General features: G+C 35.7%; 19 protein-coding genes and 1 pseudogene. 5 read left to right on the top strand and 15 right to left on the bottom strand.

Translation table 11 applies throughout. From position 1 onward, the window contains the following. Positions 1–17: 17 nt before the first annotated feature. Complete coding sequence (locus J4T76_RS01200) at positions 18–3230, top strand: efflux RND transporter permease subunit (protein WP_267341849.1); 3213 nt, start codon at positions 18–20, stop codon at positions 3228–3230. A 185-nt stretch (positions 3231–3415) separates the two neighbouring features. On the opposite strand, the gene ruvC is transcribed toward J4T76_RS01200, so the two are convergent. The 7 genes from ruvC to J4T76_RS01165 all read right to left on the bottom strand — a co-directional run bounded on the left by ruvC (position 3416) and on the right by J4T76_RS01165 (position 9156). Further along, positions 3416–3904 (bottom strand): crossover junction endodeoxyribonuclease RuvC, encoded by a 489-nt coding sequence (ruvC, locus tag J4T76_RS01195; protein WP_267341850.1) that lies wholly within the window; start codon positions 3902–3904, stop codon positions 3416–3418. Continuing rightward, positions 3904–4647: a YebC/PmpR family DNA-binding transcriptional regulator gene (locus J4T76_RS01190; protein WP_267341851.1), complete on the bottom strand. Its 744-nt coding sequence runs from the start codon at positions 4645–4647 to the stop codon at positions 3904–3906. Before J4T76_RS01190 ends, ruvC begins: the two co-directional genes overlap by 1 nt. Before the next feature lie 624 nt (positions 4648–5271). Then, a complete protein-coding gene (gene fis, locus J4T76_RS01185; RefSeq protein ID WP_034883623.1) occupies positions 5272–5568 on the bottom strand; it encodes a DNA-binding transcriptional regulator Fis in 297 nt (98 codons plus the stop codon). Between the two features lie 7 nt (positions 5569–5575). After that, positions 5576–6583, bottom strand: coding sequence for a tRNA dihydrouridine synthase DusB (gene dusB / locus J4T76_RS01180; protein ID WP_267341852.1), 1008 nt, complete (start codon positions 6581–6583; stop codon positions 5576–5578). 36 nt (positions 6584–6619) lie between these two features. Continuing rightward, positions 6620–7486 carry a 50S ribosomal protein L11 methyltransferase gene (gene prmA / locus J4T76_RS01175; protein ID WP_267356146.1) on the bottom strand — a complete coding sequence of 289 codons (867 nt, stop codon included), beginning with the start codon at positions 7484–7486 and terminating at the stop codon, positions 6620–6622. Beyond that, on the bottom strand, positions 7461–8912 hold the full coding sequence (panF, locus tag J4T76_RS01170; RefSeq protein ID WP_267341854.1) for a sodium/pantothenate symporter: 1452 nt from the start codon (positions 8910–8912) through the stop codon (positions 7461–7463). Before panF ends, prmA begins: the two co-directional genes overlap by 26 nt. Positions 8913–8919: 7 nt before the next feature. Next, complete coding sequence (locus tag J4T76_RS01165) at positions 8920–9156, bottom strand: YhdT family protein (RefSeq protein WP_267341856.1); 237 nt, start codon at positions 9154–9156, stop codon at positions 8920–8922. A gap of 174 nt (positions 9157–9330) precedes the next feature. Here J4T76_RS01165 and ilvC point away from each other — a divergent pair, with 174 nt between their 5' ends. Both ilvC and J4T76_RS01155 read left to right on the top strand, forming a co-directional pair. Beyond that, complete coding sequence (gene ilvC, locus J4T76_RS01160) at positions 9331–10809, top strand: ketol-acid reductoisomerase (RefSeq protein ID WP_267341858.1); 1479 nt, start codon at positions 9331–9333, stop codon at positions 10807–10809. A gap of 298 nt (positions 10810–11107) precedes the next feature. Further along, positions 11108–11689 carry a cell division protein ZapC domain-containing protein gene (locus tag J4T76_RS01155; RefSeq protein ID WP_267341860.1) on the top strand — a complete coding sequence of 194 codons (582 nt, stop codon included), beginning with the start codon at positions 11108–11110 and terminating at the stop codon, positions 11687–11689. Positions 11690–12110: 421 nt separating this feature from the next. Here the strand turns inward: J4T76_RS01155 and J4T76_RS01150 are convergent, their stop codons facing one another. Further along, the gene (locus J4T76_RS01150) at positions 12111–13154 is read right to left on the bottom strand and encodes a YcbX family protein (RefSeq protein WP_443135230.1); all 1044 of its coding nucleotides are present in this window, start codon (positions 13152–13154) and stop codon (positions 12111–12113) included. Between the two features lie 358 nt (positions 13155–13512). Then, on the bottom strand, positions 13513–13998 hold the full coding sequence (gene greB / locus J4T76_RS01145; RefSeq protein ID WP_267346188.1) for a transcription elongation factor GreB: 486 nt from the start codon (positions 13996–13998) through the stop codon (positions 13513–13515). A gap of 42 nt (positions 13999–14040) precedes the next feature. On the opposite strand from greB, the pseudogene J4T76_RS01140 reads away from it, so the two are divergent. Then, positions 14041–16206, top strand: a pseudogene (locus J4T76_RS01140) (Tex family protein); the annotation flags it as partial. 583 nt (positions 16207–16789) lie between these two features. Next, positions 16790–18256, top strand: coding sequence for a hypothetical protein (locus J4T76_RS01135; protein ID WP_267341863.1), 1467 nt, complete (start codon positions 16790–16792; stop codon positions 18254–18256). A 189-nt stretch (positions 18257–18445) separates the two neighbouring features. Here the strand turns inward: J4T76_RS01135 and J4T76_RS01130 are convergent, their stop codons facing one another. The 6 genes from J4T76_RS01130 to J4T76_RS01105 form a co-directional block, all read right to left on the bottom strand. After that, positions 18446–19312 carry a YjjW family glycine radical enzyme activase gene (locus J4T76_RS01130; RefSeq protein WP_267356144.1) on the bottom strand — a complete coding sequence of 289 codons (867 nt, stop codon included), beginning with the start codon at positions 19310–19312 and terminating at the stop codon, positions 18446–18448. After that, positions 19287–20834 carry a YjjI family glycine radical enzyme gene (locus tag J4T76_RS01125; protein ID WP_267346191.1) on the bottom strand — a complete coding sequence of 516 codons (1548 nt, stop codon included), beginning with the start codon at positions 20832–20834 and terminating at the stop codon, positions 19287–19289. The genes J4T76_RS01130 and J4T76_RS01125 overlap by 26 nt, the downstream gene beginning before the upstream one ends. 139 nt (positions 20835–20973) lie before the next feature. Beyond that, entirely contained in the window at positions 20974–22647 is a 1674-nt protein-coding gene (gene ushA, locus J4T76_RS01120; RefSeq protein WP_267346193.1) for a bifunctional UDP-sugar hydrolase/5'-nucleotidase UshA, read from the bottom strand. A gap of 29 nt (positions 22648–22676) precedes the next feature. After that, positions 22677–23978 (bottom strand): pyrimidine-nucleoside phosphorylase, encoded by a 1302-nt coding sequence (locus tag J4T76_RS01115; protein WP_267341870.1) that lies wholly within the window; start codon positions 23976–23978, stop codon positions 22677–22679. Between the two features lie 171 nt (positions 23979–24149). Then, complete coding sequence (locus tag J4T76_RS01110) at positions 24150–24545, bottom strand: cytidine deaminase (protein WP_267341872.1); 396 nt, start codon at positions 24543–24545, stop codon at positions 24150–24152. A 28-nt stretch (positions 24546–24573) separates the two neighbouring features. After that, positions 24574–26550: a bifunctional 2',3'-cyclic-nucleotide 2'-phosphodiesterase/3'-nucleotidase gene (locus J4T76_RS01105; protein ID WP_267341874.1), complete on the bottom strand. Its 1977-nt coding sequence runs from the start codon at positions 26548–26550 to the stop codon at positions 24574–24576. Positions 26551–26578: the final 28 nt, after the last annotated feature.

Raw genomic sequence — 26578 nt, 5'->3', positions numbered from 1 at the left:
CAGGGGTAGATTTAATTATGGCTAAGTTTTTTATTGATAGACCTGTTTTTGCATGGGTAATTGCTATCATGATGATGCTGGGCGGTGCTTTATGTATTAAGCTACTAGCTGTTGAGCAGTATCCTGATATAGCGCCTCCTGCTGTGACTGTTTCTGCGGTTTATCCGGGTGCCGATGCGCAAACTATTGAAAACACTGTTACGCAATTAATTGAACAAAACTTGACGGGTTTGGATAATTTGATTTATATGAAATCAACCAGTAGTGCTCAAGGTGTGGTACAAACTACGTTAACCTTTGCCCCTGGTACGAGTCCAGATTTTGCACAAGTACAGGTTTTAAATAAAGTAGAAAGTATAAAATCACGTTTACCCGAAAGCGTTCAAAAAAATGGGGTGTCGGTTGCTAAAAATAACACTAACTTCCTGAAAGTTATCGGTTTCTATTCTACTAACCCTCAAAAAACGCAGGCGGATATTGCCGACTTCATTTATTCAACGGTACAAGATCCTATTCGTCGTGTTCAAGGGGTTGGAGACACTCAGTTATTTGGTTCGGAATATGCAATGCGTGTTTGGTTAGATCCAAACAAACTGACTTATTTCAATCTATCTATTGAAGAAATCGTTGCTGCTATTCAAGCGCAAAATGCGCAGGTAACAGCAGGGCAACTCGGTGCTTTACCTGTAACGAAAGGGCAAGAGCTCAATGCCACTATTACGGCTCAATCACGTTTAAAAACACCCGAGCAATTTCAAAATATTTTAGTCCGTGTTAATACTGACGGGTCAAATGTTTTATTAAAAGATGTGGCAACGGTTGAAATTGGTGCCGCTGATTATAACTTTCTTTCGCGTTATGATGGTAAACCATCCGCTGGTTTAGGTATTTATTTGGCAACCGGTGCGAACCAATTAGATACGTCAGCACAAGTTGATAAAAAGATTCAGGAACTGTCTCAGATTTTTCCTGAAGACATTAAATTTGCGTATCCTTACGATACAACACCGTTTGTTAAATTATCCATTAATAACGTAATTCATACATTGATCGAAGCAATTCTTTTGGTTGTTATCGTAATGTATGTATTTTTACAAAACCTTCGTTCTACACTCATTCCAACTATTACAGTACCTGTTGTATTGTTAGGTACCTTTGCAGTTTTATACATTTGTGGATTTACTATCAATACGTTATCTATGTTTGCAATGGTCCTTGCTATCGGTCTTTTAGTCGATGATGCCATAGTAGTTATTGAAAACGTCGAACGTATTATGCATGAAGAAGGCCTATCCCCTTATGATGCAACCGTTAAATCAATGGAACAAATCACTTCTGCATTAGTAGGGATAGCCGTTGTACTTTCAGCTGTATTTGTACCAATGGCATTTTATGGTGGTGCTGCTGGGGGAATTTATCGCCAGTTCTCTATTACCATTGTAACTTCGATGTCTCTATCTGTGTTGGTGGCAATTGTATTAACACCTGCACTTTGCGCACAAATTTTAAAAGCGCCATCAAAAAATAAAGTTAAGAAAAAAACGTTTGGTGAAAAACTTGTCACTATCGCTCCATTTTGTTGGTGCTCAGCTGGGACAAAATGGTTTTTTAATAAATTTAATAATTTATACAACAAAAGTTTGCATGCCTATGAAAAAGGTGTGATTCAGTTTATACGTTACCCAGTTATTTCATTTGTTTGCTATGTCTTGATTGTTGTGGGCTTAGTATTTGGATTCAACCGATTACCAACGGGTTTCTTGCCAAATGAAGATCAGGGTGTATTGATTGTGCTGGTTGAATTACCACCAGGCTCAACATTAGAACAAACGATGGGAGTGCTGGATAAAACTTCTAACTTCTATATGACACAAAAAGCCGATTCAGTAAAAGAAATCTTCACCGTTGCTGGTTTTAGTATGGTTGGTCGTGGACAAAACATGGGGCTTGGCTTTATCCGATTAAAAGATTGGGATGAGCGTAAACGTCCTGATCAAAAAGTGGATGCATTAGTTGGCAGTGGTTGGGGATTTGCATCAACGATAACTGAAGGTCGTGTAATTATCGCCAATGTACCAGCAGTACCATCACTTGGTATGGCTAATGGTTTCTCTTATATGTTAAAAGATTCTGCTGGTCTTGGTCATGATGCTTTGATGGGTGCTTTTTTCCAACTATTAGGTATGGCCGCGCATGAACCTCAATTACAGCAAGTTCGTCCAGGCAGTATGTTAGATGTTCCACAATATAAAATTAATGTGGATTTTGAAACTGCTCAAGCTCTTGGTGTGGCGGTAAGTAGTGTTAATACGGTACTTTCAACCGCATTAGGTTCTGCTTATATTGATGATTTTGTTTATAATAACCGTGTTAAAAAAGTTTATTTACAATCTGATGCGGCTTATCGAATGCTACCTGATGATTTCAGTTTTTGGCATGTAAAAAATCAAAAAGGTGAAATGGTCCCTTATGATGCTTTTGCAACCACAACCAAAAGTTATGGTTCACCTTCGCTTGTTCGTTATGATGGTGTAGCTGCAATGGGAGTGAGTGGTTCAGCTGCGCCAGGCATGAGTTCTGGTCAAGCTATGGCTGTAATGGAAGAATTATCTAAAAAGTTACCTAAAGGTTTCTCATTTGACTGGACAGATATTTCTTATCAAGAACGTCAAACAGGCTCTCAAACGACAACACTTTATATTATTTCAATCATTGTTGTATTCTTGTCATTAGCGGCTTTATATGAAAGCTGGACTGTGCCGATTTCAATCCTATTTGTTATCCCATTAGGCATTATTGGTACCGTATATGCCACTATGTTTAGAGGCCTTGATAATGATATTTACTTTATCGTAGGTCTATTAACTACAATGGGATTATCTGCTAAAAATGCTATTTTGATTGTAGAATTTGCCAAAGATGCACTTGAAAAAGAAGGTAAATCATTAATTGATGCAACGTTAGAAGCTTGTCGTTTACGTTTACGTCCAATTTTAATGACATCATTTGCATTCATTTTAGGTGTGTTACCATTAGCGCTAAATAGCGGGGCTGGATCTGCAAGCCAAAATGCGGTAGGTACTGGGGTAATCGGTGGTATGATAACGGCAACATTTTTAGCAATATTCTATGTTCCATTGTTCTTCTTGTTTGTAACAAAACTGTTTACTAAACATAAGAATAAAGTCGTTTTACCTACTAACTATAGCGGTAACACCGATAAAAGTTGATAATAGATAACATATTATCCATGTATTTTAAAAGCACCAATAGTATTGGTGCTTTTTTTATGCACGTTATCAGTCAGGATTGAATTAATTATTGAGTTTAATAATATGTTAGGAGTGATTAAGCTTAAGAATGGTTTTTTTTATTATTGTTAAGGTCATACGCAGTGAACGATGTAAGAACTGATTTATTGATAAGATTTGATTGATTGTTGACACATATGGGCATGTGTAATGGCTATAGCTAATGCATCTGCTGCATCGGCCTGAGGACTGGCAGGTAACTTGAGTAATAATTTTACCATATGCTGTACTTGCTTTTTGTCGGCTGCACCCGTTCCAACCACACTTTGTTTGACTAAGCGTGCTGCATATTCGAAAACGGGTAAGTTATTATTTACTGCTGCGACAATGGCTGAACCTCTAGCCTGGCCTAATTTTAAGGCTGAATCAGCATTACGTGCCATAAAGACTTGTTCAATAGCAAACATATCAGGTTGAAATTGTAGTATAATTTCACTTACACCTGCATATATGCGTTTTAAACGGTTGGGAAGATCATCAACTGCAGTACGAATGCATCCGCTGCCAAGGTAGGTAAGTTGTCGTCCCGTTTGACGAATTACTCCGTAACCTGTCAAACGAGAACCGGGATCGATGCCAAGAATAATGGCCATTAGAGCGTTGCTGCCACCTCGTCAGAAACTTCACCATTATGATAAACTTCCTGAACATCATCACAATCTTCAAGCATATCAATAAGACGAAGTAATTTAGGCGCAGATTCAATATCAAGATCAACTTTAGTTGATGGGATCATTGATACTTCTGCTGCTTCAGACACTAAACCTGTTGCATCAAGGGCATCTTTAACTTCACCAAATGATTCTGGGGTTGTGAACACATCAATTGCACCATCATCATAGGTAACAACATCCTCTGCTCCAGCTTCAAGAGCTGCATCCATTACTTGATCTTCATCCGTCCCTGCTGGGTATGAGATAACGCCTTTTTTCGTGAATAAATACGAAACAGAACCATCAGTACCTAAATTACCCCCAGTTTTGGTAAAAGCATGGCGAACTTCAGATACAGTACGATTACGATTGTCACTTAAGCATTCAACCATTACCGCAGTACCTGCTGGTCCATAACCTTCATAGATGATCGTTTCCATATTAGTATCATCTTCGCCACCAACACCACGAGCAACAGCTCTATTCATGGTGTCTCGTGTCATATTGTTAGATAATGCTTTGTCCATAGCAGCACGTAGACGAGGGTTAGACGCTGGATCGCCACCACCGATTTTAGCTGCAGTTACAAGTTCGCGAATAATTTTGGTAAAGATTTTACCGCGTTTTGCATCTTGTGCTGCTTTGCGGTGTTTGGTATTGGCCCATTTACTATGACCTGCCATAAAATTCTCCAGATAAATAATTTAAAATCGGTGTATTTTAGCAAACTTTAACTAAAAATTCATTATCAATATGATGATAAGTTATACTAATAAGTGAGTTGAAATTCTGAATCAATGACAACATTATTGTTATAATGACCAATCTTTTAAGAAATATTTTATTTTCTAAAAATCAAAATATTAACTTATATGAATCATATGATTGGTTAATTAAAGGAATTTTTGCAATGCATTAATAATGATTGAGAGCACCAGTTGGATTGATAAGCATTGCATGAAATTCTTATCAGTTGGAAGAAGGCTCATCAAAACGTATAGATGGTTTGTTAGTGAAATGTATGAAACGCCATTCAAATCCACAATAGATATTTACCTATCATTCTAAATGCCCATCGCTTTGATGAATTTGATATCATTTATTGGTATGTGTGATCTTATTCAGGATAATTCTTTTTATGGTGTGTCCACAGTGACTTAATATCGTTTTTGAAAAAAAGAAAGGATAGTGTCAATATTACTGTTTAAAAAATAGCATTTTGCTTGATTTTAAATTGTTTTATCGCAATAAAAAACGCCCAACATATAGGCGTTTTCAAAATATTGCAAATCTATCAAATAGAACGATTAACTCATTCCATATTGTTTTAATTTTTTACGAAGCGTGCCTCGGTTGATGCCAAGCATATTTGCTGCACGAGTTTGATTACCGCGTGTATATTGCATAACCATATCAAGGAATGGGTGTTCAACTTCAGCTAACACTAATTCATATAGATCTGTAGGATCTTCACCATTTAACTGAGATAAATAGTTTTTCAAAGCTTGCTTAACAGAATCTCGCAATGGCTTTTGTGTTATTTGATCCTGCGAATTTACAGTTGTAAATTTAAGTGCTGCAGCTGTAACGCGTTGTTCTGACATAGTATTCTTAACTCTTTTGGTTGTTTCTAATTTGACTAAAAAATGCTATTAGTGTTTTAACTTGCTCACTTGTATTGCTAAGTACACTAAATAAGCGCCTGAATTGATCGCTATCAGCATAATCCTTGGTATACCAATTTACATGCTTTCTGGCAATCCTTAATCCTTTATATTCTCCGTAAAGTTGATAAAGCTCATCAAGGTGTGATAAAACAACTTGTTCTACCTCATCAATACTTTTACTTTTTTTTAACTGTCCATGTGATAGATAGAATGCAATTTCTTCAAATATCCAAGGTCGACCCTGTGCCGCTCGGCCGATCATTATAGCATCAGCTTGCGTATATTGAAAAACTTCTTTTGCTTGTTCTGGTGTACGAATATCGCCATTAGCAATAACCGGAATCGTAACCTTTTCCTTTACTGCCTTGATTGATTCATATTCTGCCACGCCATTGAATAAGCAAGCACGGGTTCTTCCATGAATAGTAATAGCCTTTATGCCACAATCTTGAGCTATTTGTGCTATTTCAATGCAATTTCTATGATCTTTATTCCATCCAGTCCGCGTTTTCAATGTTACCGGTACATCAACTGCACCGACAACTTTCTGCAAAATTTTTTTTATTAGTTCTGGATACTGCATTAATGCAGAACCGGCTAACTTTTTATTAACTTTTTTAGCTGGACAACCCATATTGATATCAATCAACTGAGCGCCATGTTTGACATTAAATTCCGCAGCTTTTGCCATTTCATCAGGATCAGACCCAACAATTTGTACTGCACGAATACCAACATCATCATTTGAGATCATTCTCAAAGTGGATTTATCAGTATGCCAAACATCTGAATTTGCTAAAAACATTTCTGAAACTGTCATTCCTGCACCATATCGATAACATAATTTCCGAAATGGTTTATCGCTGATTCCAGCCATTGGTGCAGCAATTAAATTATTTTTTAATTTAATTTCACCAATTTTTAGCAAATTAAGGGCGGCTATATTACGCATTTTTTCACAAACTTAAAAGGGGGTAATGTTAATTTTTTACTTTTTTTTACCAGTAATTCGGCACCATTCTTCTTGTTCAACGACAGGATCTAAATCAAAATGTGGTTGATAAGCGCTCCAAACGCTTGATGATTGAGAGGCCAAAATACCAGACAAGCCGAGTTCACCATGAGATTTTACAAGTTTATTTATTTGGGGTTCGAGTTCTTTTAAAGGACCTGCCAAAATATTAGCTACAATGACATCTGCTTGTAAATTATCAGGAATATCTTTAGCTAAATAGAGTTCAAGTTTGTCATCCACACGATTACGTTGTGCGTTGTCATGGCTAGCTTGAATTGCTTGAGGATCGATATCAATACCAATTACACGTTTTGCGCCTAATTTTAGTGCTGCGATAGCTAAAATACCAGAACCACAACCATAATCGATAACTAATTTATTTTTCAGATCTAAACTTTCAAGCCATGTTAAGCATAATGCAGTCGTTGGGTGCGTACCAGTACCAAATGCTAAACCTGGATCTAACATGACGTTAACCGCATTGGGATCAGGAACATCACGCCAACTTGGGCAAATCCAAAGTCGCTCACCAAACTGCATAGGATGAAAGTTATCCATCCATTCACGTTCCCAATCTTTATCTTCTAATGGTTCAATTTTATAGGAATATTGCTCAAGATTTAATACAGCCTTTAATTCATCTGTATTGGTTTGAGCATCATAAAGACCCACTACATCCGTATTTCCCCAAAGTTTTGTTTCACCAGGTAATGGCTCAAAAACAGGGTTATCATAGGTATCTTGAAATGTGACTGATACCGCGCCAGATTGTTCTAGTCGTTCGCTAATTTTTTCTGCAAATTCGTTAGTCGTATTAATTCTGAGTTGAATCCAAGGCATAATTTTTTCCCGAGTTGCCAAACATATTGGCAATGATAAAAACAAATAATCCAATAATCAGTGAAGGTACAATTGGATGGAAAGAGTAAATTTTAATGTTATAAACTGCTAATAAAATATAGCTAATAGCACCAGCAAACATGGAGCATAATGCACCTGTTGCATTGGCATTTTTCCAGTATAAACCTAACACCAAGGGCCATAAAAATACAGCTTCAAGTCCCCCAAATGCCAGTAAATTTAACCAAATAATCATATCGGGAGGATTCCAGGCTGCTAAAATAAGCAATCCACCAAAAATAATAGTAATGATAACTGATACACGGGTTAACATCTTATCAGTGTAATGAGTGTCCGGTTTTATGCTTAAAAACAGATCTTTTATTAACACCGATGAAACCTGTAATAATTGAGCATTAATTGTTGACATGATTGCAGCCAATGGTGCCGCTAAAAAGATGCCAGCAGCCAATGGCGGCATTACATTAATGATTAAAGTTGGGACGATTTGATCAGGAATGGTTAAATCGTCAATAATAGCACGCCCAAGTACGCCTGATAGGTGCATTGTTAACATAATAATGGTTACAACAACCGTACCAATTATAATACCTTGATGCACAGCTTTACTATCTTTATATGCCATACAACGCACAGCAGTATGCGGTAATCCAACCACACCAAAACAAACTAGTATCCAAAAAGAGGCCATGAAAGGAAAGTCCATAAAGTTATCAGGGCCTTGTGGTGTTAAAAGCGCTGGATTAATTTCATTTAAACGATGAATAATCGCTGGTACTCCTCCTCCTGAATAAATAATAGCAGTTAACAGCAAAATTGCACCTATAATCATTACTAAACCTTGGAAAGCATCATTTAAAATGCTTGCTCTAAAGCCTCCAAAAGCGGTGTAGATGACGGTACCAACACCAAAAATTAGTAATCCGATGTCATATGGAATGCCGACTGAGGATTCCAATAAACGGGCGCCACCAACAAACTGCACAGTCATTGCCCCAACAAAAGCAACCACTAATGCGATACTGGCAAACCAAACGATGATTTTACTTTTGTAATGTGCATAAAGCATGTCACTTAAGGTTATCGCATTATATTTACGCGCCAAAATAGCGAATTTTTTACCTAAAATTCCTAAAGAAAGTAAGACCGTTGGCACTTGAATCATCGACAACAATACCCATCCAAGTCCATATTTATAGGCCGCCCCCGGACCACCGATAAATGAACTTGCACTAATATAAGTGGCAGCTAAGGTCATAGCGAGTAAAAAACCGCCCATGGTTCGATTACCAATAAAATAATCAGTAAATTGATTAACTTTTTTTCGTTTTGCATAAGCGTAAATGGATAATGCAAAGACAAAAATAAGATAAATAACTAGAGGTAAAATAATATCTAAATGCATTTTTTAATCACTTAGTTTGCTCTAATGAGATGTTTTTGAATAGAAATTTCACAATGATCCAGCACAATAAAATAAAACCTAAAGGGACCATCATGCAAGATAGTTCAAACCATAAAGGCAACCCTAAAAAGCCAATGCTATCACCGACGCAATAAGCACAAACCATCCACCCAATAAGGTAAAGAATAGTTAATAACAGCGATAGTTTAGCTTCTTTATTTGCTTGCTTGTAACGTGGATCCATAATGATTTATAGGTGAGTTGAAAGTGGCTTAGAGTAAAAGAAAGTGTGTAACTTAGCAAGTATGTTGCAATTTATGCAACATAGTATTGTAAATATATCAATTTTCGCAATAATAAAAGTACTATATAGTGTTTCATAATTCGAATATAAACAATCCAACTCATGGAGAGAATGATGTCAAATTATTTTAATACCCTAAATTTACGTGAAAAATTAGAACAACTAGGACAATGCCGTTTTATGGATCGTGATGAATTTGCTTCAGAAGCAAATTTTTTAAAAGGTAAAAAAATTGTTATTGTAGGTTGTGGTGCACAAGGTCTGAATCAAGGACTTAATATGCGTGATTCAGGATTGGACATCTCTTACGCATTACGTAAAGAAGCCATTGCTGAAAAACGCGCATCATGGAAAAAAGCAACTGAAAATGGTTTTAAAGTTGGTTGTTATGAAGAACTTATTCCTACCGCGGATCTTGTTATTAATTTAACGCCAGACAAACAACATTCTGCTGTGGTTAAAGCTGTGCAACCATTAATGAAACAAGGTGCTGCACTGGGTTATTCTCATGGGTTTAATATTGTTGAAGTAGGCGAAAAAATTCGTTCTGATATTACCGTTGTCATGGTTGCACCAAAATGTCCAGGTACTGAAGTGCGTGAAGAGTACAAACGTGGATTTGGTGTGCCGACACTTATTGCTGTTCATCCAGAAAACGATCCAAAAGGTGAAGGTTTAGCAATCGCTAAAGCATGGGCTGCTGCTACTGGTGGACATCGTGCTGGTGTTTTACAATCATCATTTGTTGCCGAAGTTAAATCCGATCTAATGGGCGAACAAACCATTCTTTGCGGTATGTTACAAACCGGTTCATTGCTTTGTTTTGATAAACTTGTTGCAGATGGTGTAGATCCTGCTTATGCCTGTAAATTATTACAATTTGGTTGGGAAACTATCACCGAAGCATTAAAACAAGGTGGTATTACGTTAATGATGGATCGTTTATCAAATCCTGCTAAATTGCGTGCTAATGCATTAGCTAAAGAATTAAAAGTGATCATGACCGATCTTTACCGTAAACATATGGATGACATTATCTCTGGGGAATTTTCTTCAACGATGATGAAAGACTGGGCAAATGATGATGCTAACTTATTAAAATGGCGTAAAGAAACGGGTGAAACAGCATTTGAAAAAGCAGCAGAATACCAAGGCAAAATTGATGAGCAAGCCTACTTTGATCAAGGTGTTGTGATGGTTGCTATGGTTAAAGCGGGTGTTGAACTTGCTTTTGAAACCATGCTTGAATCAGGAATCTTACCTGAATCTGCTTACTATGAATCCTTACACGAATTACCATTGATTGCTAATACAATTGCCCGTAAACGTTTATATGAAATGAATGTAGTCATTTCTGATACCGCTGAATATGGAAATTATCTTTTTGCTAATGCGGCTGTACCACTTTTAAAAGAAAAATTTATGCCGATGTTGCAAGCGGGTGACCTTGGTAAAGCCATACCTGAAGGTAGTGTCGATAATGCCCAATTACGTGATGTAAATGAAGAAATCCGCAATCATCCAATTGAAAAAGTAGGTCGCAAACTACGCAGCTACATGACGGATATGAAACGTATTAATGTAGCCAGTTAATTACTGAGTCAATTTGATTGGAATGAAAACAAAAGGTGCCAAATGGCACCTTTTTTGTTGGTTAATGTTGTAAAAAAGTTTGAGATTACACCTACGTTTCAATAAAAAAAGTATTTAATACATTTAGATCTAAAAATAGTCAAAACAGCGTATTGAAATCATTTTTATTGATCAAATATGAGTATAAAGTTTTTAAAAATTAGATAATTAAAGTTTTTTTATTATAATTTTTTATTTATTTCTTATTCAAATTATGTTATATTCCATCATTTACTTATATTGCGGAGGTAATATATCAATGAAGATGGCTTTTCGACCAACTGATGGTTGGCGTTGGTATTTTGATCGTGAATACGATAGTTTAATGCTGGAAGTTTCATCTGATATGTTGTTCCGTTCTTGCTACCCAAGTAAAATGTTAATTCCTGATGTTTTCAGTGAGTTTTCATTTTCTGTTAGTGATGCTGCATCTTATTACCAATTTCACAATAGTTGTCATTCATTAAATTTGACAGAATCACAAAAAATTCAATTATCGATTAACGGCATTGTCGCAGCTAATTTTTTAAAACCTCAAATGCCAAAAAGTTGGTACTTTTCTCAACAATCCGTTTCATATATACCAAAAGTGGCTGATATTGTTAAAGTTCATATGCAAGAAGATGGATTTGAAGTTTGTATGTTGGTTGTTGAGGTTGGTGAACTTGCATCACTGTGTATCATTGCTCAACCAACTTTTTTCTCAATGAATAAAACGTTTTATTTTTCAGAGGCGATTAAAGTAATGAATGATCGACTTATTTTAGCGCAACAACATTCCCATCCTGAAAATTCAATGGTTTTAGATGAGGAACAAATAGCATTGAAGGCGATTTCTTAATCATATTTAATTAAAATGAGTAGCTATATTCTACTCATTACTGTTTAATCCATTTCTCTATTTATACTGTAATCTAGATTTCAATTCACATGGAACAGAAACAAAATAATGCTTTACCTGGATTTTAAATCAAGTACATTACTGCATTGATTAAAATCTGCCTTACTCAAGGTATGAGCCAATTGAATATAACTTATAGGTAAGTGAGATTGGTTAAATGAGTCTGTGTTAATTGTTAAAAAATTTTTTCCTTTCTTAAATCGTTAAATACAACTTTATCGTGATCCAAATAAAAGACAGAAGTAGAGATAAAACTGAATAAAATCAAGAAATACTTAAACGTTGATGCTAACTTCATATTAATATTGCACGAATAATCTATTCGTTACATTGATTAAAAATATCATTGATTCTTATGTAATTATTTTAATAATTGTATGACGATATCACTCATAGGTATACAACTGCACGCTAAAATGGTGTTATTTTGTTTAACTCCAGATTGCGTTAAGGATTTAACTTGTCCTTTTTTTAATAACACTGAGCATCGACCGCATACACCAGCCCGACACGAATAGGGAAGTGAAATAGACTGTTGTTCAAGTTGCTCTAATAGCGTTTGTTGATTATTACCTTCAAATTTTGTATTTTCAAAAGTAATAATGCAAGATTGATGGTTACTTGGTTGTTCTTTAGGAAAATTTTTAATATAACGGGTAGCGGGTTGGCGTTCAAGTATTTCAACTTTATCACCGACGGATACTGTTCCATGATTTCGAGCAATCATATTCATGCCAAAATTAATATTTCCTTCCAAATTCGATCTAAAGTAACCTAATGTTTTTAAAGGTTCATTATTAGGTAATGGTTCTGTTGAATTGATATTGAATGTGGTTAATGCACAACGAGTACAAGGTTTTATGATATCAAACAGGACTTCACCAATTTTAATTGTTTTCCAACCATCTTCGGCAAAAGGTAATGCACCATCAATAATAATATTGCCTCGAAATTGTTGGATATCAAGCTTAACAGGGCACTGTTGCTGCAAATAATTAAAGGAAGCTTGATTTAATAATAAATAAGGGTAACCATCAGCAAAACTTACCGCTATTTGTGGATAGCGTTTGATTCGTCTTGTTAGATTAGAACCAACCCAGCGTAATTGCACATCTTTTTGAAGAAAATGACTAAAAAATTGATTCACTCTAATTGGCGCAATTTGCGCAGTAAAATGGTTACCCCATACTTCGGTTGGTTCAACATTTTTCGAAAATTCATCCAAATTAAAACAAATTTTTTCTAATGAAGGCAACGAAACAGATACCTCATTACCCACAACCGATGTTCGAAGCTTTAACAATTGGGGAAATTCTCTGGCGGTTATAAATGTTCCATCAGGTTCACTTATCATCATGATTCGATCATGTTCAAAACCTCCATCAACGGTATTGGAGGTTTGCAAGGAGAGACCTGAAAGTGATTTAATTGGAAATATGTATAAATGATTGACTGAAATCATAATTTTGATGATACATAATAAAAAATTATTGTAATTGTAACCTTAATAATTCATAATTTGTAGCTAACATCTTCTATTTACATGCATATTGTTGATCACTACTTAAGTAAATTTGTAAAAGTATGGAATAGTATTTATTGGATTTGAAACATGTTCATTATCCCAGTAAAAAATGATCTCAATTAATTTTTTATTCTTTCAAGTCGTTAACCTCAAATCAATATGGTTGCTTATTTTTTATTGAAAAAATCAGTACATGATATGAATATTCTTCTTTTTTATCATGAGGTGGTTAAAATCATTATTCATTTAATTGAGAATAACTGATCTCTAAAATATAAAAAAAAGTGTTACCATTTGGTGTTATGACCGATATTTCATCATCCACTTTATGACCAATTAACGCTCGGGCAACGGGGCTATTGATGGAAATCCAATTTTTTTTGGGATCAAATTCGTCAGCACCAACAATACGATAAATATGCGATTTGCCAGCATCATCTTCTAATTTCACCCAAGCGCCAAAAAAGACTTTGCCTTCTTGTTTTGGATCTGGATCAACAATGGTTAATATTTCTAATCTTTTTGTTAAAAACCGAACACGTCTATCGATTTCTCGCAATCTTCGCTTACCGTAAATGTATTCTGCGTTTTCACTGCGATCACCTAGTGCTGCGGCATCGGATACGGCTTGAGTAACGCGAGGTCTCTCTTCCCGCCATAAATATTTCAATTCACGATCAAGTGCCAAATAACCTTCTCTTGTTATATAATTAGCTTTTTGCATGATTAAATTAAATTCCGTTAATCGATAATATACTGAGATACTATGATAAATACTCAAATTAGCCATATTATAGCTGGTGAACTCACCGTAAAACCAGAACAAGTTTTAGCGGCCATACAATTATTAGACGAAGGCAGTACTGTTCCTTTTATTGCCCGTTATCGTAAAGAAGTTACAGGTGGTCTTGATGATACCCAGTTACGTACTTTAGACAACCGATTAAGTTATTTACGCGAACTCGAAGATCGTAAACAAACCATCTTAAAGTCAATTGATGAACAAGGTAAATTGACGTCAGATCTTAGCCAAAGTATTAGCCAAACTTTAAGTAAAACGGAACTTGAAGATCTCTATTTACCTTACAAACCAAAACGCCGTACTCGAGGTCAAATTGCGATCGAGGCTGGATTAGAGCCATTGGCTGATAGTTTGTGGCAAAATCCAACGTTGGATCCTGAGAATGAAGCTAAACAATATCTTAATAAAGATAAAGGTATAGCTGATACTAAATCCGCATTGGATGGTGCTCGTTATATTTTAATGGAACGATTTGCAGAAGATGCGAGTTTACTCGCTAAAGTGCGTCATTATCTGTGGAATAATGCCAACTTGGTTTCGCAAGTTGTAGCTGGTAAAGAAGAAGAGGGCGCTAAATTTCGTGATTATTTTGCGCAAAGTGAACTTATTTCTAGAGTCCCGTCTCACCGTGCGTTAGCGATGTTTCGAGGACGCAACGAAGGTATTTTACACCTGTCGTTAAACGCTGATCCTCAATTTGACGAAACGCCAAAGGAGAGCTATTGCGAGCAGCTTATTTCTGAACATTTAGGCATTCGATTGAATGATGAGCCTGCCGATAAATGGCGCAAAGCCGTGATCAGCTGGACCTGGCGTATTAAAATTTTAATGCACATGGAAACCGAATTGATGACCACTTTACGCGAACGTGCGGAAGAGGAAGCAATTAATGTATTTGCAGCTAATTTACATGATATGTTAATGGCTGCGCCTGCTGGTATGAGAGTCACCATGGGTATGGATCCAGGCTTACGAACAGGTGTAAAAATTGCTGTTGTGGATTCTACAGGTAAACTAATTGCTACCGAAACGATTTATCCTCACACTGGACAAGCTGATAAAGCAGCAATGATGGTTGCTGCACTTTGCACTAAATATCAAGTGGAATTAGTGGCTATTGGTAATGGTACGGCATCTCGTGAGACTGAACGATTCTATCTGGATGTTCAGAAAAAGTATCCAGAAGTTAAAGGACAAAAAGTCATTGTCAGCGAAGCAGGAGCATCGGTTTATTCCGCATCGGAACTTGCTGCCCAAGAGTTCCCGGATTTGGATGTATCAATCCGAGGTGCGGTATCCATTGCTCGTCGTTTGCAAGATCCATTAGCGGAACTGGTAAAAATCGATCCAAAATCCATTGGTGTAGGACAATATCAACATGATGTGAGTCAGACTCAGTTAGCCAAAAAGCTTGATGCCGTAGTTGAAGATGGGGTGAATGCGGTAGGGGTTAATTTAAATACGGCATCAATGATGTTACTTGCGCGTATTGCTGGACTAAATAAAGTTATTGCCAAAAATATTGTTGATTGGCGCAATGAAAACGGTCAATTTACCGATCGTAAACAGTTGTTAAAAGTTAGTCGTTTAGGTCCAAAAGCGTTTGAGCAATGTGCTGGTTTTTTACGTATTATGAATGGTAAAAATCCACTTGATGCATCGGCGGTTCATCCGGAAGCATATCCTGTTGTTGAACGCATTTTAGAGAAAAATCATAAAACTTTAAAAGAGATTTTAGGTGATTCAAATTATCTAAAATCATTAAAAGCGGTTGATTACGTTGATGACCATTTTGGTGTTCCAACCGTAACGGACATTATTAAAGAATTAGATAAACCAGGACGCGATCCTAGACCTGAATTTAAAACTGCACAGTTTGCCGATAATATCGAAACAATGGAAGATTTAAAAATAGGCATGATTATGGAAGGGGCTGTAACGAATGTGACTAATTTTGGGGCTTTTGTTGATATTGGCGTACATCAAGATGGTCTAGTTCATATCTCGGCGTTATCCAATAAATTTGTTGATGATCCTCGAACCATAGTAAAAGCTGGCGATATTGTTAAAGTGAAAGTGATGGAAGTGGACATTGCTCGTAAACGTATTGCTTTATCAATGCGTTTAGATGAAGCAGCAACTTCTAAAGTGGAGAATAATAAATCTTTAAGTGCGTCATCTAATAATAAACATCGCCCAATTGCAACACAGGCTAATAGCGCAATGGGCAACGCCTTTGCTGTAGCATTCAACAAAAATAAGTAATATATTGTTAATTAAGGGATTTATATCCCTTAATTAATAGCATATTGACAACTTAACTAAGTTATATTATAAAATAATCACATCTGTATTCTTAACGTATATTTACAAACTAAGTTAAATTAGCAAAGTTAAGCTTCTATTTTTTTAGTTAACACTAACTGTTTTTATTTTGCTTTTCGATTATTTGTCTAAAGTTTATATTTTTCTAATGTTATTAACATTATGATTTTATAAAATAATATTAAGCAACACATAATATCAAATCTAAGTTCTACTCAGTTTAATTTTTACCTTCTCATGGATAAATTTAGTTATTAGTATCGGCATTTAATATTGTCTTTTGATAAATAATAAATGTAATAAGTCATATTTATCATTTAATTAAAACTGAGTTTTTCATTCTATAAATTTTGAATTCATCAATTTATTAAAATTTATGAGGAAATTTATGAGTAAAGAAAAAGTAATGAATCCTTCTATTCGTTTGTATAGAAACTTTATTTTTCCCAGACTGTTAAAACGTATTACTTTTTTCTTTATGATGCTGTTTAGTTGGGTTAATGAATCGTCCGCTATTCTTTCTGCCCAGACCGTAAATAAAATCATTGGAAATGCACCCGAAATACGTCAGACCGCTGATGAAAAAGTATTAAATGGAATTCAGTTTAAATTAAAAATTGATGGTCTAGATCCTGCGATTATTTCTCCTGGTACGGCAAATAAGATTTCTGTTGCCTATAATACTTCACCTAGCCTTTATTCATTTGGTATTGATACTTCAAGTTTAAATGATAGTGATATTTATGATGTGGATGGTGATAAAATTGCTAATGTCGATAGTTTCATCATTCAATCGATTAATGCAGAATGGCGCGATCAAAACGATAACATCATTCCTTCTGATTCCACTGCACCACTCGGTAGTGATGTGTGTAATTCGTCTACCGTTAAGGCAAATCTTTCGGTAAAATTGACCATTCAATTTATTGCTAAAACTCAGTACGGTGATCCTGACACTTCACAACCAAAAGAAGTGTCTAAAACATTTCAAGTGAGTGCTGATGATGGTATCTGTTACATTAGACCCGGTGTACTCGCCTTGATTACAAATAATGGATGGAACGAAGGGGATAACTATGCACCTTATGGTGCGGATACAATAAGTGTGGATCCTCCTTATAACAGTGATCAATTTACTATTCATAAAGGCTTTATAGCTACAGCAAAAGATCAAAATGGTAATTACTTTCCAACCTATGCTTTTCCAGAGGCTCGTTTCAGAATTGTACCTGTAAATCCAATATCAGACTATAGTTACACATTGGTAAAAAATCCTAATAATTCATTAGTTAATACTTTTCGTGCTTCAAACTCTGATTCTAAAAGTGAATTTAAATTTACTGACAATGTTCCCGATCAAGGTGATAAATTTGTGATATTAGTTACGAATAATCGAACGTTAGCCCAGTTTTATTACACTTTTTCTATCAAACATTGGTTATATTTCTTAAATAACCCGATTGGTAATTGGCAAGACTCAAATAAATTATGTAAAAAAAATAATGATAGATTGCCAACACGAGCTGAGATAACAAATTCTCCTTTAGCTTACATTCCTACAACGAACGATAACTATTATGTAAAAGGCAATGGATACAGAAGAGCAATTGGTGAGGGATTAACTGCGGAATGGGGTAAAACCTATTTTTATGCACCTTTAGATATTATTGGTCGAGATATGTTGTCTGGTGTACTCAATTTAAAAAACTTTATCTATTATGAATTCTACTTTACAAATGAAGTATCTTCTATGAAAGATGTATTAGGTAATTATAAATACTACAGTGTTGGTATTGTAGAAGGAAACGTGATTGTAGAGCCGGATGTTGCTTACACAATGTGTACAAAATATTAATCTAATTGAATTTTTAATTGATCAAATCGAAAAGTGAATATTTTGAAACGTTAATAAGAATTTTTAGGCTAAATAAGCCATGAGTAATCATTTAATGTATTGATTATTTAATGGATCTTTAGTAATAACTCTTTGGGCTTAATGATGTGTAAAATATCATTCATTATTTTACGTTTATAAGCATAGCAGTTATAAATATACGCTAGGAAGAGTAATATTATATAAACCGTGATTTTTTAATTGTTTGGCAAACAATTCGATTTGATCTTGAGTGGACGATTGCCAGTTTTTCGCTATACCTTGTACTCCGTGATGATGAAATGCATTGATTCTAATTTTTATATTTTCATCCAATTGCTTTAAAAAATGAGCTATGTGTTCGGCCTTATCCTGTAAATCGGTATGCTTAGGAATGATTAGAAATCGGACTTCATATAATTTATTTATTTTTGCAAGATATTCAATTGATTTTTTAACTCTTAAATTACCCTTGCCAGTTAATGCTTCATGTACTTGATTATCCCATGCTTTAAGATCAATCATTGCGCCATCCATTACTTTGGCTATTTTTTGCCAGCCCAATTGAGGTAAATATCCATTACTGTCAATAAAACAGCTTAGGTGTTTTAAATCCTGAGCGCCTTTAATTGCACTAAACAGTTTTTCAATAAAGGCTAATTGCAGTGTTGCCTCACCACCACTGAGGGTTATACCATTTAAAAAAGGCAAATATTTGCGTATGAGTTTTAAAATATCTTCAATACTGTATCGGTAAGTCATCGGTGTTGAATGGTGGTTACAAGTGTTTATACAAGTATCACATTGTTGGCAAGTTGAGCTTTGCCAAATAACTTTGTTATTGATAAATGTTAACGCCTGATGAGGACAAGTAGCAACACATTCACCACAATCCTTACACCGTGAAATAGTATAAGGATTGTGGCAATTTAAACACTTGAAATTACATCCTTGTAAAAAGATGACTAACCGGTTTCCCGGACCATCTACACAAGAAAAAGGTAACAGTTTATTAACGATTGCCCATGGCTTGTTCATGACTGATGACTCGTGGAGTACGGCATAGATAACTATTATTTACGGTATCTTCGGCTGCTTCACTACCTAGGAATGTTGTGTTAGTGCGAGAGCCTTCTTTTTTATATTTAGCAATATCCGAAAGTCTAACCATATAGCCTGTCACACGCACTAAATCGTTACCACTGATGTTAGCCGTAAATTCTCTAAAACCAAACTCAAATGCGGCTTTACAGATTTGAAGTAGGGCTGATGGATTACTTTTAATGGTCTTATCAATCGTTAAAATATCGCTGATACCCGATGTATAATATTGATGATGTTTGAACAGTGCCATAATATGGGTAACTGGATCTGGTTCATGACCATACGGGATGCGTAAACCAGGTGTAGCTCCTCTATCAGTACTAATGCCTGATTGGGCATGCAACATCGCTTTGCCTTGCCAGGCATACTTAATTGGATGACGATGTATAAAGTCGGCTAATTGTTTAGAAATGGTGGAAGCCAGTTCATTAGCTTCTTCATCCACACCATATCGACCAGCTAGGTTAGATTTCTCTTGTAGAATATTCACCGCCTCAGCCATGGCATAGATACCAAACATAGGTGCAAATCGTGTCGCGTCAATTAATCCTTCTTTGACTAAAAAGCTATTTGTAAAGAAATTCGATTTCTCATAAAGAAATTCCGATCTTGCTTTGATTAAATTTAATTGTAAAAAGCAATAATAAGGCAAGGTATTTTCTAGAAAATCGTCAATATTTTTACTGCGTAATGCCACCTCTTTCAGATTAATTCGAGATAAAGTACTGCCACCACCTGCAAGAGGTAAAGAGTTGTAACAACTCACCACTCCATAACCTTTATCATCAAAATCTTTTTTGATCATCTTATTGTTGGCGATATGTGGTTTAGCCGTTTCACAGATATTTTCTATGGCAACGGATAGCAATGATTCCGGAGTAATATTTTCATCATAAATAAAAGTTAAATTAGGGGCGACTTGTTTAAGTTCTCTATCAACGCGTAAAATAGTACGGCAGATAACATTGTCAGTTGGTCCAATATTAGCATGCATAAACGCATCAGGTAAATTGCGATCAAGCATTACCCAAAAATGTCTTAGGCGTTGATAAAGATCTTCTTCGCTAAGATTACCGACATAAGGCAATAAGATTTGATCTAAACATCCTAAATAAACAGGCATACCTGTCACCGATGGAACATGATGATAAGCAATAGTTAGCATAGTTAATGCATCATCAAACGTTTTTGCCGGCTCGAGTTCTAAGTATTCCGATCCTTGCTGAAGAAATTTTGCATAATCAGGCAATACATAACGAGGTTTATAAGGTGCATGACCTTCGAACATGTCACAAATCACACGTTCATCTAAAGCTTTCTTGGTATCTTTATCCAAATTAACATAAGGTAAATGATTTTCAGCAGCTAAGGCAAGTAGGTTAGATTTTTGTTTCGGTGACAAATTAGGATCGGTCACAATATTATAACAGTTTTGTTGAAATTCGGTCATGTTCATAAATACCTCTGTATTACCTATATGCTGAGAGCAACATTAAATCTCTATGACTAATTACGTAATGATAAGCACTGAATATCATCGTTATCAGTGCCGTTTATTGTCTATCTTAATAATTTTAATCCATAAAACCATAAGATTATTTTTCTAAAATAACATTTAAAGGCTCATAATCTTTTGCCTTGATGGGGGAATGTGACTCAAAATATTGTTTTACTGCATCGGCGTCTCGATAACCGGTATCCACATAAGAGGGTGAAGTATTGGTTATTGGGTAGCCATCGCCTCCTGCAGCTAGAAAGTCAAGAGTCGCAATGCGATACGTTTTTTTCAGATCCAATGGTTGATGATTAATTTTTACATCTTCAATATTGTTGCCCACTTTAGTTAACGTAATATTTTTTAAATGAGCATAACCGCCTGAACCCTGTTTTTTGCTAAGCGCAACGTTAAGGTAATCGATTAATTCGCTTCCAGTTAATTCAAAATAGACTACGCTGTTACCAAAAGGTTCAACCTTGAGAATATCGCGATAAGTAATATCACCTTCAATTAGTGAATCACGAATCATTCCCCCCGACATAATGCCAACATCAGCTTTCGTTTTTTCAACAAAAGCACTGAGTAAGAATTGACCCATATTACTTTGTTGGAATCTAACTACATCACGATCGCCTTCAAGCCGCCCTGATAATGCACCAGTTTTTACTAATAATTGCTGTTTACCTTGTTCTTGATAAGGTTTTAGGGTTTCCAACAAATTTTGGTTCTGTTGGATTTCACTAGTGTAATATTCAAGACGCTTGGTTCCATTACCGTTATCCACTTCTTTTTTTAGATTGATTGGAATTAATTGGTAATTTTCTAGAGTAATTTTACCGTTTAAAAAGATAAAATCGGCACGACCAACGTATTTTCCCCATTCATGGGCTTGAACAATCCAAGTGCCATTTTGTTGATCAGGTGCACAAGGTGTACCCGGTACGTACTCGGTAATTCGTTTGTTAGGACTTGCCATACAAACTGGGTTTTGTGAATGTCCCCCAACAATCATATCTAATTCGCCAGTTGGCAGTCCTCGAGCTAATTCAACATCGCCAGGGGCCATTGAACCGTGTTCACCATTTTCATAATGTCCCATATGAGTGACAGCAATAATCATATCAGGGTGTTCAGTTTTCTTGATTTGAGCAATGACTTTTTGTGCTTCGGGTAAGGTTTTACGAAATTCAATACCGTCAATATTTTTAGGAGAAGCTAAAAAGATGGTATCGTCTGTAGTCAATCCAAATACGGCTACTTTAATACCATTTAAGTTAAACATTTTATAGGCATCAAAAACACGATTATCGCTGTTTTTAAAGTAAGTATTGGCCGATAAAAATGGGAATTGAGCCCATTTTTGTTGTTCACGAATGATTGGCAGTGGATGATCAAATTCATGATTGCCCACCGCCATAGCATCATACCCAATTTCGTTCATACCAATAAAATCGGGTTTCGCGTGCTGCACATCAGATTCAGGGACACCAGTATTAATATCACCACCAGACAGTAACAGTAATTTACCACCTTTTGCTGCAACTTCTTTGCGGATTTGATCTACAACTGTTTTTTGAGCGGCAAGTCCATATTCACCAATATCATTTTGCCAAAAACGACCATGGTGATCGTTGGTATGTAAAATTGTAAATCGGTAAGGCTTGTCTTTTTGCCAAGTTTGATCGGTTGATTGATCAGCCAAAGCATGAACAGAAAATAACCCTAAAATGGCAATCAGTGACAGTTTTTTATATAATTGTAAATGATACATGGTGCCTCCTAACTCCTTTGGCGTTATAATTATTCCGTAATGACTTTATAAATCAATTGCGGTTCTATCGCATTATCACTAATAGTAATGTTATCATAGAGTTTTTGTTTGATTGCATCAATTTTATCGGTATTCGCATGTATAGTGAGCAATGCTTCACCTTCGGCAACTTTATCACCTACTTTTTTATGTAACATAATTCCAACAGCTGGATCGATAATATCTTCTTTTGTTGCTCGACCTGCGCCAAGTTGCATCGCTGCAATCCCTATTTGATCAGCAATAATTTTTGAAACGTAACCTGATTTAAGTGCAGGGAGGGCAATTTGATATGGCGCACTGGCTAATTTTTCCGGATGGTCAACTACAGAACTGTCTCCACCTTGAGCTTCGATTAAGGTTTTAAATTTTTCTACAGCTTTGCCATTTTTGATGACCTCTTGCAGTTTTTCCCGTGCTTCATCAAGTGTTTTGGCTTTATTTGCTAATACGACCATTTGACTGCCAAGTGTTAACACCAATTCAGTTAAGTCAGCAGGACCATGTCCTTTTAAAGTGTCAATAGCTTCTTTAACTTCTAATGCATTACCAATTGCATAACCAAGTGGTTGAGACATGTCTGAAATAATCGCCATAGTTCTACGACCAATTTGATTGCCAATGTTGACCATTTCTTGAGCTAATTTTTCGGAATCCGCCATGTTTTTCATTAGCGCACCGTCACCAGTTTTCACATCTAGCACAATAGCATCTGCACCTGCGGCTAATTTTTTACTCATAATTGAGCTTGCAATCAATGGAATTGAATTAACCGTAGCTGTCACATCTCGAAGAGAGTACAGTTTTTTGTCTGCTGGAGTTAGATTTCCTGACTGTCCGATTACCGCGACACCTTTTTGATTGACTTGATTGATAAAGTCTTGTTTAGCTAATTCAATTTTAAATCCTGGAATGGATTCGAATTTGTCATTTGTTCCGCCAGTATGGCCAAGGCCACGCCCTGACATTTTTGCAACGGGAATATCCAATGCTGCAACGAGTGGAGCAAGTACTAAAGTTGTGGTATCACCTACACCTCCAGTTGAATGTTTATCAACTTTAATGCCGTTGATTGAAGATAAATCAACCGTATCACCTGAATGCATCATGGCACTGGTTAAATCTGCACACTCTTTTGATGTCATACCTTGATAATAAATGGCCATTAATAATGCACTAACTTGATAATCTGGAATGGTGCCATTGGTGTAGTTAGTGATAAAAAATTGAATTTCTTCTGTGCTTAAAGCATTGCCATCACGTTTTTTTTCAATAATATCTACAAATCTCATTATCTCTCTCACTTAAAACAATAAATCAAATTAGTTTATCAACTTGATCATATAAAAATTACATAAACGTTCAGTTGCGTTTATGTATGAAAATATAGTCAAAAAAGTTTTAACTACGGTAAGGGGCTTTTTATATCTAATTTTATCCATTTTACTTGCAATTGATTCTAACTAATCCAGATCATTTGGCGAAAAAGACCAAGGTAATAATTCACCTACGGTTGTCTCTTGGATTTTTCCTTGAAGATTGGTCAAAATTACTGGCATATCTTTAGCACAAAATTCACTGATGACTTGTCTACAAGCACCACAAGGTGAAATAGGACCATCCGTATCACCAATAACCACTAATTTTTTAAATTTGCGTTTGCCCTCTGACACGGCTTTAAAAATGGCGGTGCGTTCTGCACAGTTGGCTAATCCGTAAGACGCATTTTCGACATTACAGCCTAAAATTGCTTCGTCATCTTCAGTAATGAGCACAGCGCCAACCTGAAATTTAGAATAAGGCACATAGGCTCTTGAGCGCGCAGATTTAGCAAGTTCGATTAACTTTTCAATTTTCATATCGATAATCCTTTGAGTCTTAATGGTACTATTTATGATTTCTAGTATTTGGGTTTGATGACTGTAAATCAAGTCGATAAACACCGAAGCCTAATGCATCTTTTTCAATAAATTTAATCGGATAAAGCGAATGTTTTTCTATATAAGCTTTTGCCTCATCCGTTGCCGAAGATTCAAAGCGAATATCCAATGGTTTATCGCTCATAATTGGTGCAATTCGCCAATTGTTATCTACCTTGACATTCACCATACCCGCTTTTTTCGTAGTATTGGTAATATAAGCAGATAAAATCACCCTTAAATCGTCAGGTGAATTAAACTTAACATTTTTTTCGCCTGTTCCCGGAAAGATACCGCTGTAAGCACGATAATTATTGGTCGCAATTAAAAATGTTTGATTAGGATCAATAGGCTGTTGCTGATAAGTTAGATTTTTAATTCTTTCAGATTTTGGATTAATTAACTGGCAATTGCCATCGTAACGTGGTGGTGCTGTCACATCAATTTGATAACTGACGCCATCAATTGCATCAAAATTATAAGTTCTAAACTTATCCCAATTAATGAGATATTGTGGTTGAGTAGAGTTAACATCTATTTGATTATATACACCAGCAGCGCATTCCAGCCATTGTTTAACATCTTTACCAGTAATTTTAACCGCACTTAAAATGTTTGGATAAAGGTAGATGTCGGCAGCGTTTCTAAACGATAAATCGCCTTTTTTAACATCAACATATGCATCAGGATCGTTCTTTCGACCACCCACTTTAAATGGAGCAATGGCGGATAAAATGGGTAATCCATCCAAATCTGGATCGCCTTGAATAAACTGTTTTACATAGTCTATTTGTGCATCACTGATAATTTGTAATGCGGATGTATCTTCTACTAGTGCAAGATAACTGTTGATATCGCTCGAAACTTTGCCAATGGGTTTGCCTACAAATTCTCGAGTACCTTGATGATCTTGTTTTAAAATTTCAGTTATCTGTTGATCAGCCTGTACTAATGCTTTTTTATTTTTTATATCATAAATAGGGCGAGCTTCTGATTTTCCCGACGTTACTTGCCAATTAGTGCTGTCGCCTTCAAGCACTAAATCAACGACACCTAAATGGCTACCCCATTGACCTGGCATTACGGAAGGGACGTGATTGATATTGCCTGTTTTAATATCGGTATTGGGTAAAGATTTAAAATCGTCACTTGGGAAAACACCATGCGAATGACCAAACATAATTGCATTAATTCCCTCAACTTGACTCAAATAATAAACAGAATTTTCCGCTAACGCTTTATATGGTTCAGAAGATACACCTGAGTGTGGAATAGCAATTATAACGTTAGCACCTTGCTTTTTCATTTCAGGGACTAATTTTTTTGCAGTTTCAGTGATATCTTTTACTACTACTTTTCCATTTAAGTTAAGTTTATCCCATTGCATAATTTGCGGAGGAACAAATCCAATATAACCAATTTTAATAATATGTTGATTGCCATCTCGATCAATAACGGGGGTATCAATAATAATATATTGTTGAAAGTAGGGTTTGCCGGTTTTTGCATCATAAACATTGGCATTGACATAGGGGAATTTAGCCCCTGAAAGGCTTTTTTGTAAATAATCTAAGCCAAAATTGAATTCGTGATTACCAATATTGCCTACAACATAATTAAGCGTATTCATTGCTTTATAAACAGGATGAATCTCGCCATCTTTTAATCCTTTATTTAGGGCATAATCGGCCATTGGACTACCTTGAATCAGATCACCATTATCAACAAGGACGCAATTTTTTACTTCACTTCTTGTTTGATGGATAAGATTGGCTGTTTTCACTAATCCAAATGTATCAACAGGCTGATCTTTAAAATAATCATAATTCATCATGTTGCCATGTAAATCAGTGGTTTCAATTATTCTAAGATCAACAGTAGCGGCTTGAAGAGTGCCAGAAATGAATAGGGTTAAAAGGGATAACGTTAATTTGTTTTTGTTCATATAAATCTCCTATTTCTCTGACATGGTT

This window comes from Gilliamella sp. B3022, from assembly GCF_028751545.1.
Lineage (GTDB): Bacteria > Pseudomonadota > Gammaproteobacteria > Enterobacterales > Orbaceae > Gilliamella.
This window is presented reverse-complemented; position numbering and strand designations above follow the sequence as displayed.

Bases quoted from the DNA above. Each gene is read 5' to 3' on its own strand.
- panF (WP_267341854.1), bottom strand. From the start codon at position 8,912: ATGCATTTAGATATTATTTTACCTCTAGTTATTTATCTTATTTTTGTC.
- dusB (WP_267341852.1), bottom strand. From the start codon at position 6,583: ATGCGTAATATAGCCGCCCTTAATTTGCTAAAAATTGGTGAAATTAAA.
- prmA (WP_267356146.1), bottom strand. From the start codon at position 7,486: ATGCCTTGGATTCAACTCAGAATTAATACGACTAACGAATTTGCAGAA.
- greB (WP_267346188.1), bottom strand. From the start codon at position 13,998: ATGCAAAAAGCTAATTATATAACAAGAGAAGGTTATTTGGCACTTGAT.
- ilvC (WP_267341858.1), top strand. From the start codon at position 9,331: ATGTCAAATTATTTTAATACCCTAAATTTACGTGAAAAATTAGAACAA.
- J4T76_RS01190 (WP_267341851.1), bottom strand. From the start codon at position 4,647: ATGGCAGGTCATAGTAAATGGGCCAATACCAAACACCGCAAAGCAGCA.
- J4T76_RS01105 (WP_267341874.1), bottom strand. From the start codon at position 26,550: ATGAACAAAAACAAATTAACGTTATCCCTTTTAACCCTATTCATTTCT.
- J4T76_RS01155 (WP_267341860.1), top strand. From the start codon at position 11,108: ATGAAGATGGCTTTTCGACCAACTGATGGTTGGCGTTGGTATTTTGAT.
- J4T76_RS01200 (WP_267341849.1), top strand. From the start codon at position 18: ATGGCTAAGTTTTTTATTGATAGACCTGTTTTTGCATGGGTAATTGCT.
- J4T76_RS01125 (WP_267346191.1), bottom strand. From the start codon at position 20,834: ATGAACATGACCGAATTTCAACAAAACTGTTATAATATTGTGACCGAT.
- J4T76_RS01115 (WP_267341870.1), bottom strand. From the start codon at position 23,978: ATGAGATTTGTAGATATTATTGAAAAAAAACGTGATGGCAATGCTTTA.
- ruvC (WP_267341850.1), bottom strand. From the start codon at position 3,904: ATGGCCATTATTCTTGGCATCGATCCCGGTTCTCGTTTGACAGGTTAC.
- J4T76_RS01135 (WP_267341863.1), top strand. From the start codon at position 16,790: ATGAGTAAAGAAAAAGTAATGAATCCTTCTATTCGTTTGTATAGAAAC.
- ushA (WP_267346193.1), bottom strand. From the start codon at position 22,647: ATGTATCATTTACAATTATATAAAAAACTGTCACTGATTGCCATTTTA.
- J4T76_RS01110 (WP_267341872.1), bottom strand. From the start codon at position 24,545: ATGAAAATTGAAAAGTTAATCGAACTTGCTAAATCTGCGCGCTCAAGA.
- J4T76_RS01130 (WP_267356144.1), bottom strand. From the start codon at position 19,312: ATGAACAAGCCATGGGCAATCGTTAATAAACTGTTACCTTTTTCTTGT.
- fis (WP_034883623.1), bottom strand. From the start codon at position 5,568: ATGTCAGAACAACGCGTTACAGCTGCAGCACTTAAATTTACAACTGTA.
- J4T76_RS01165 (WP_267341856.1), bottom strand. From the start codon at position 9,156: ATGGATCCACGTTACAAGCAAGCAAATAAAGAAGCTAAACTATCGCTG.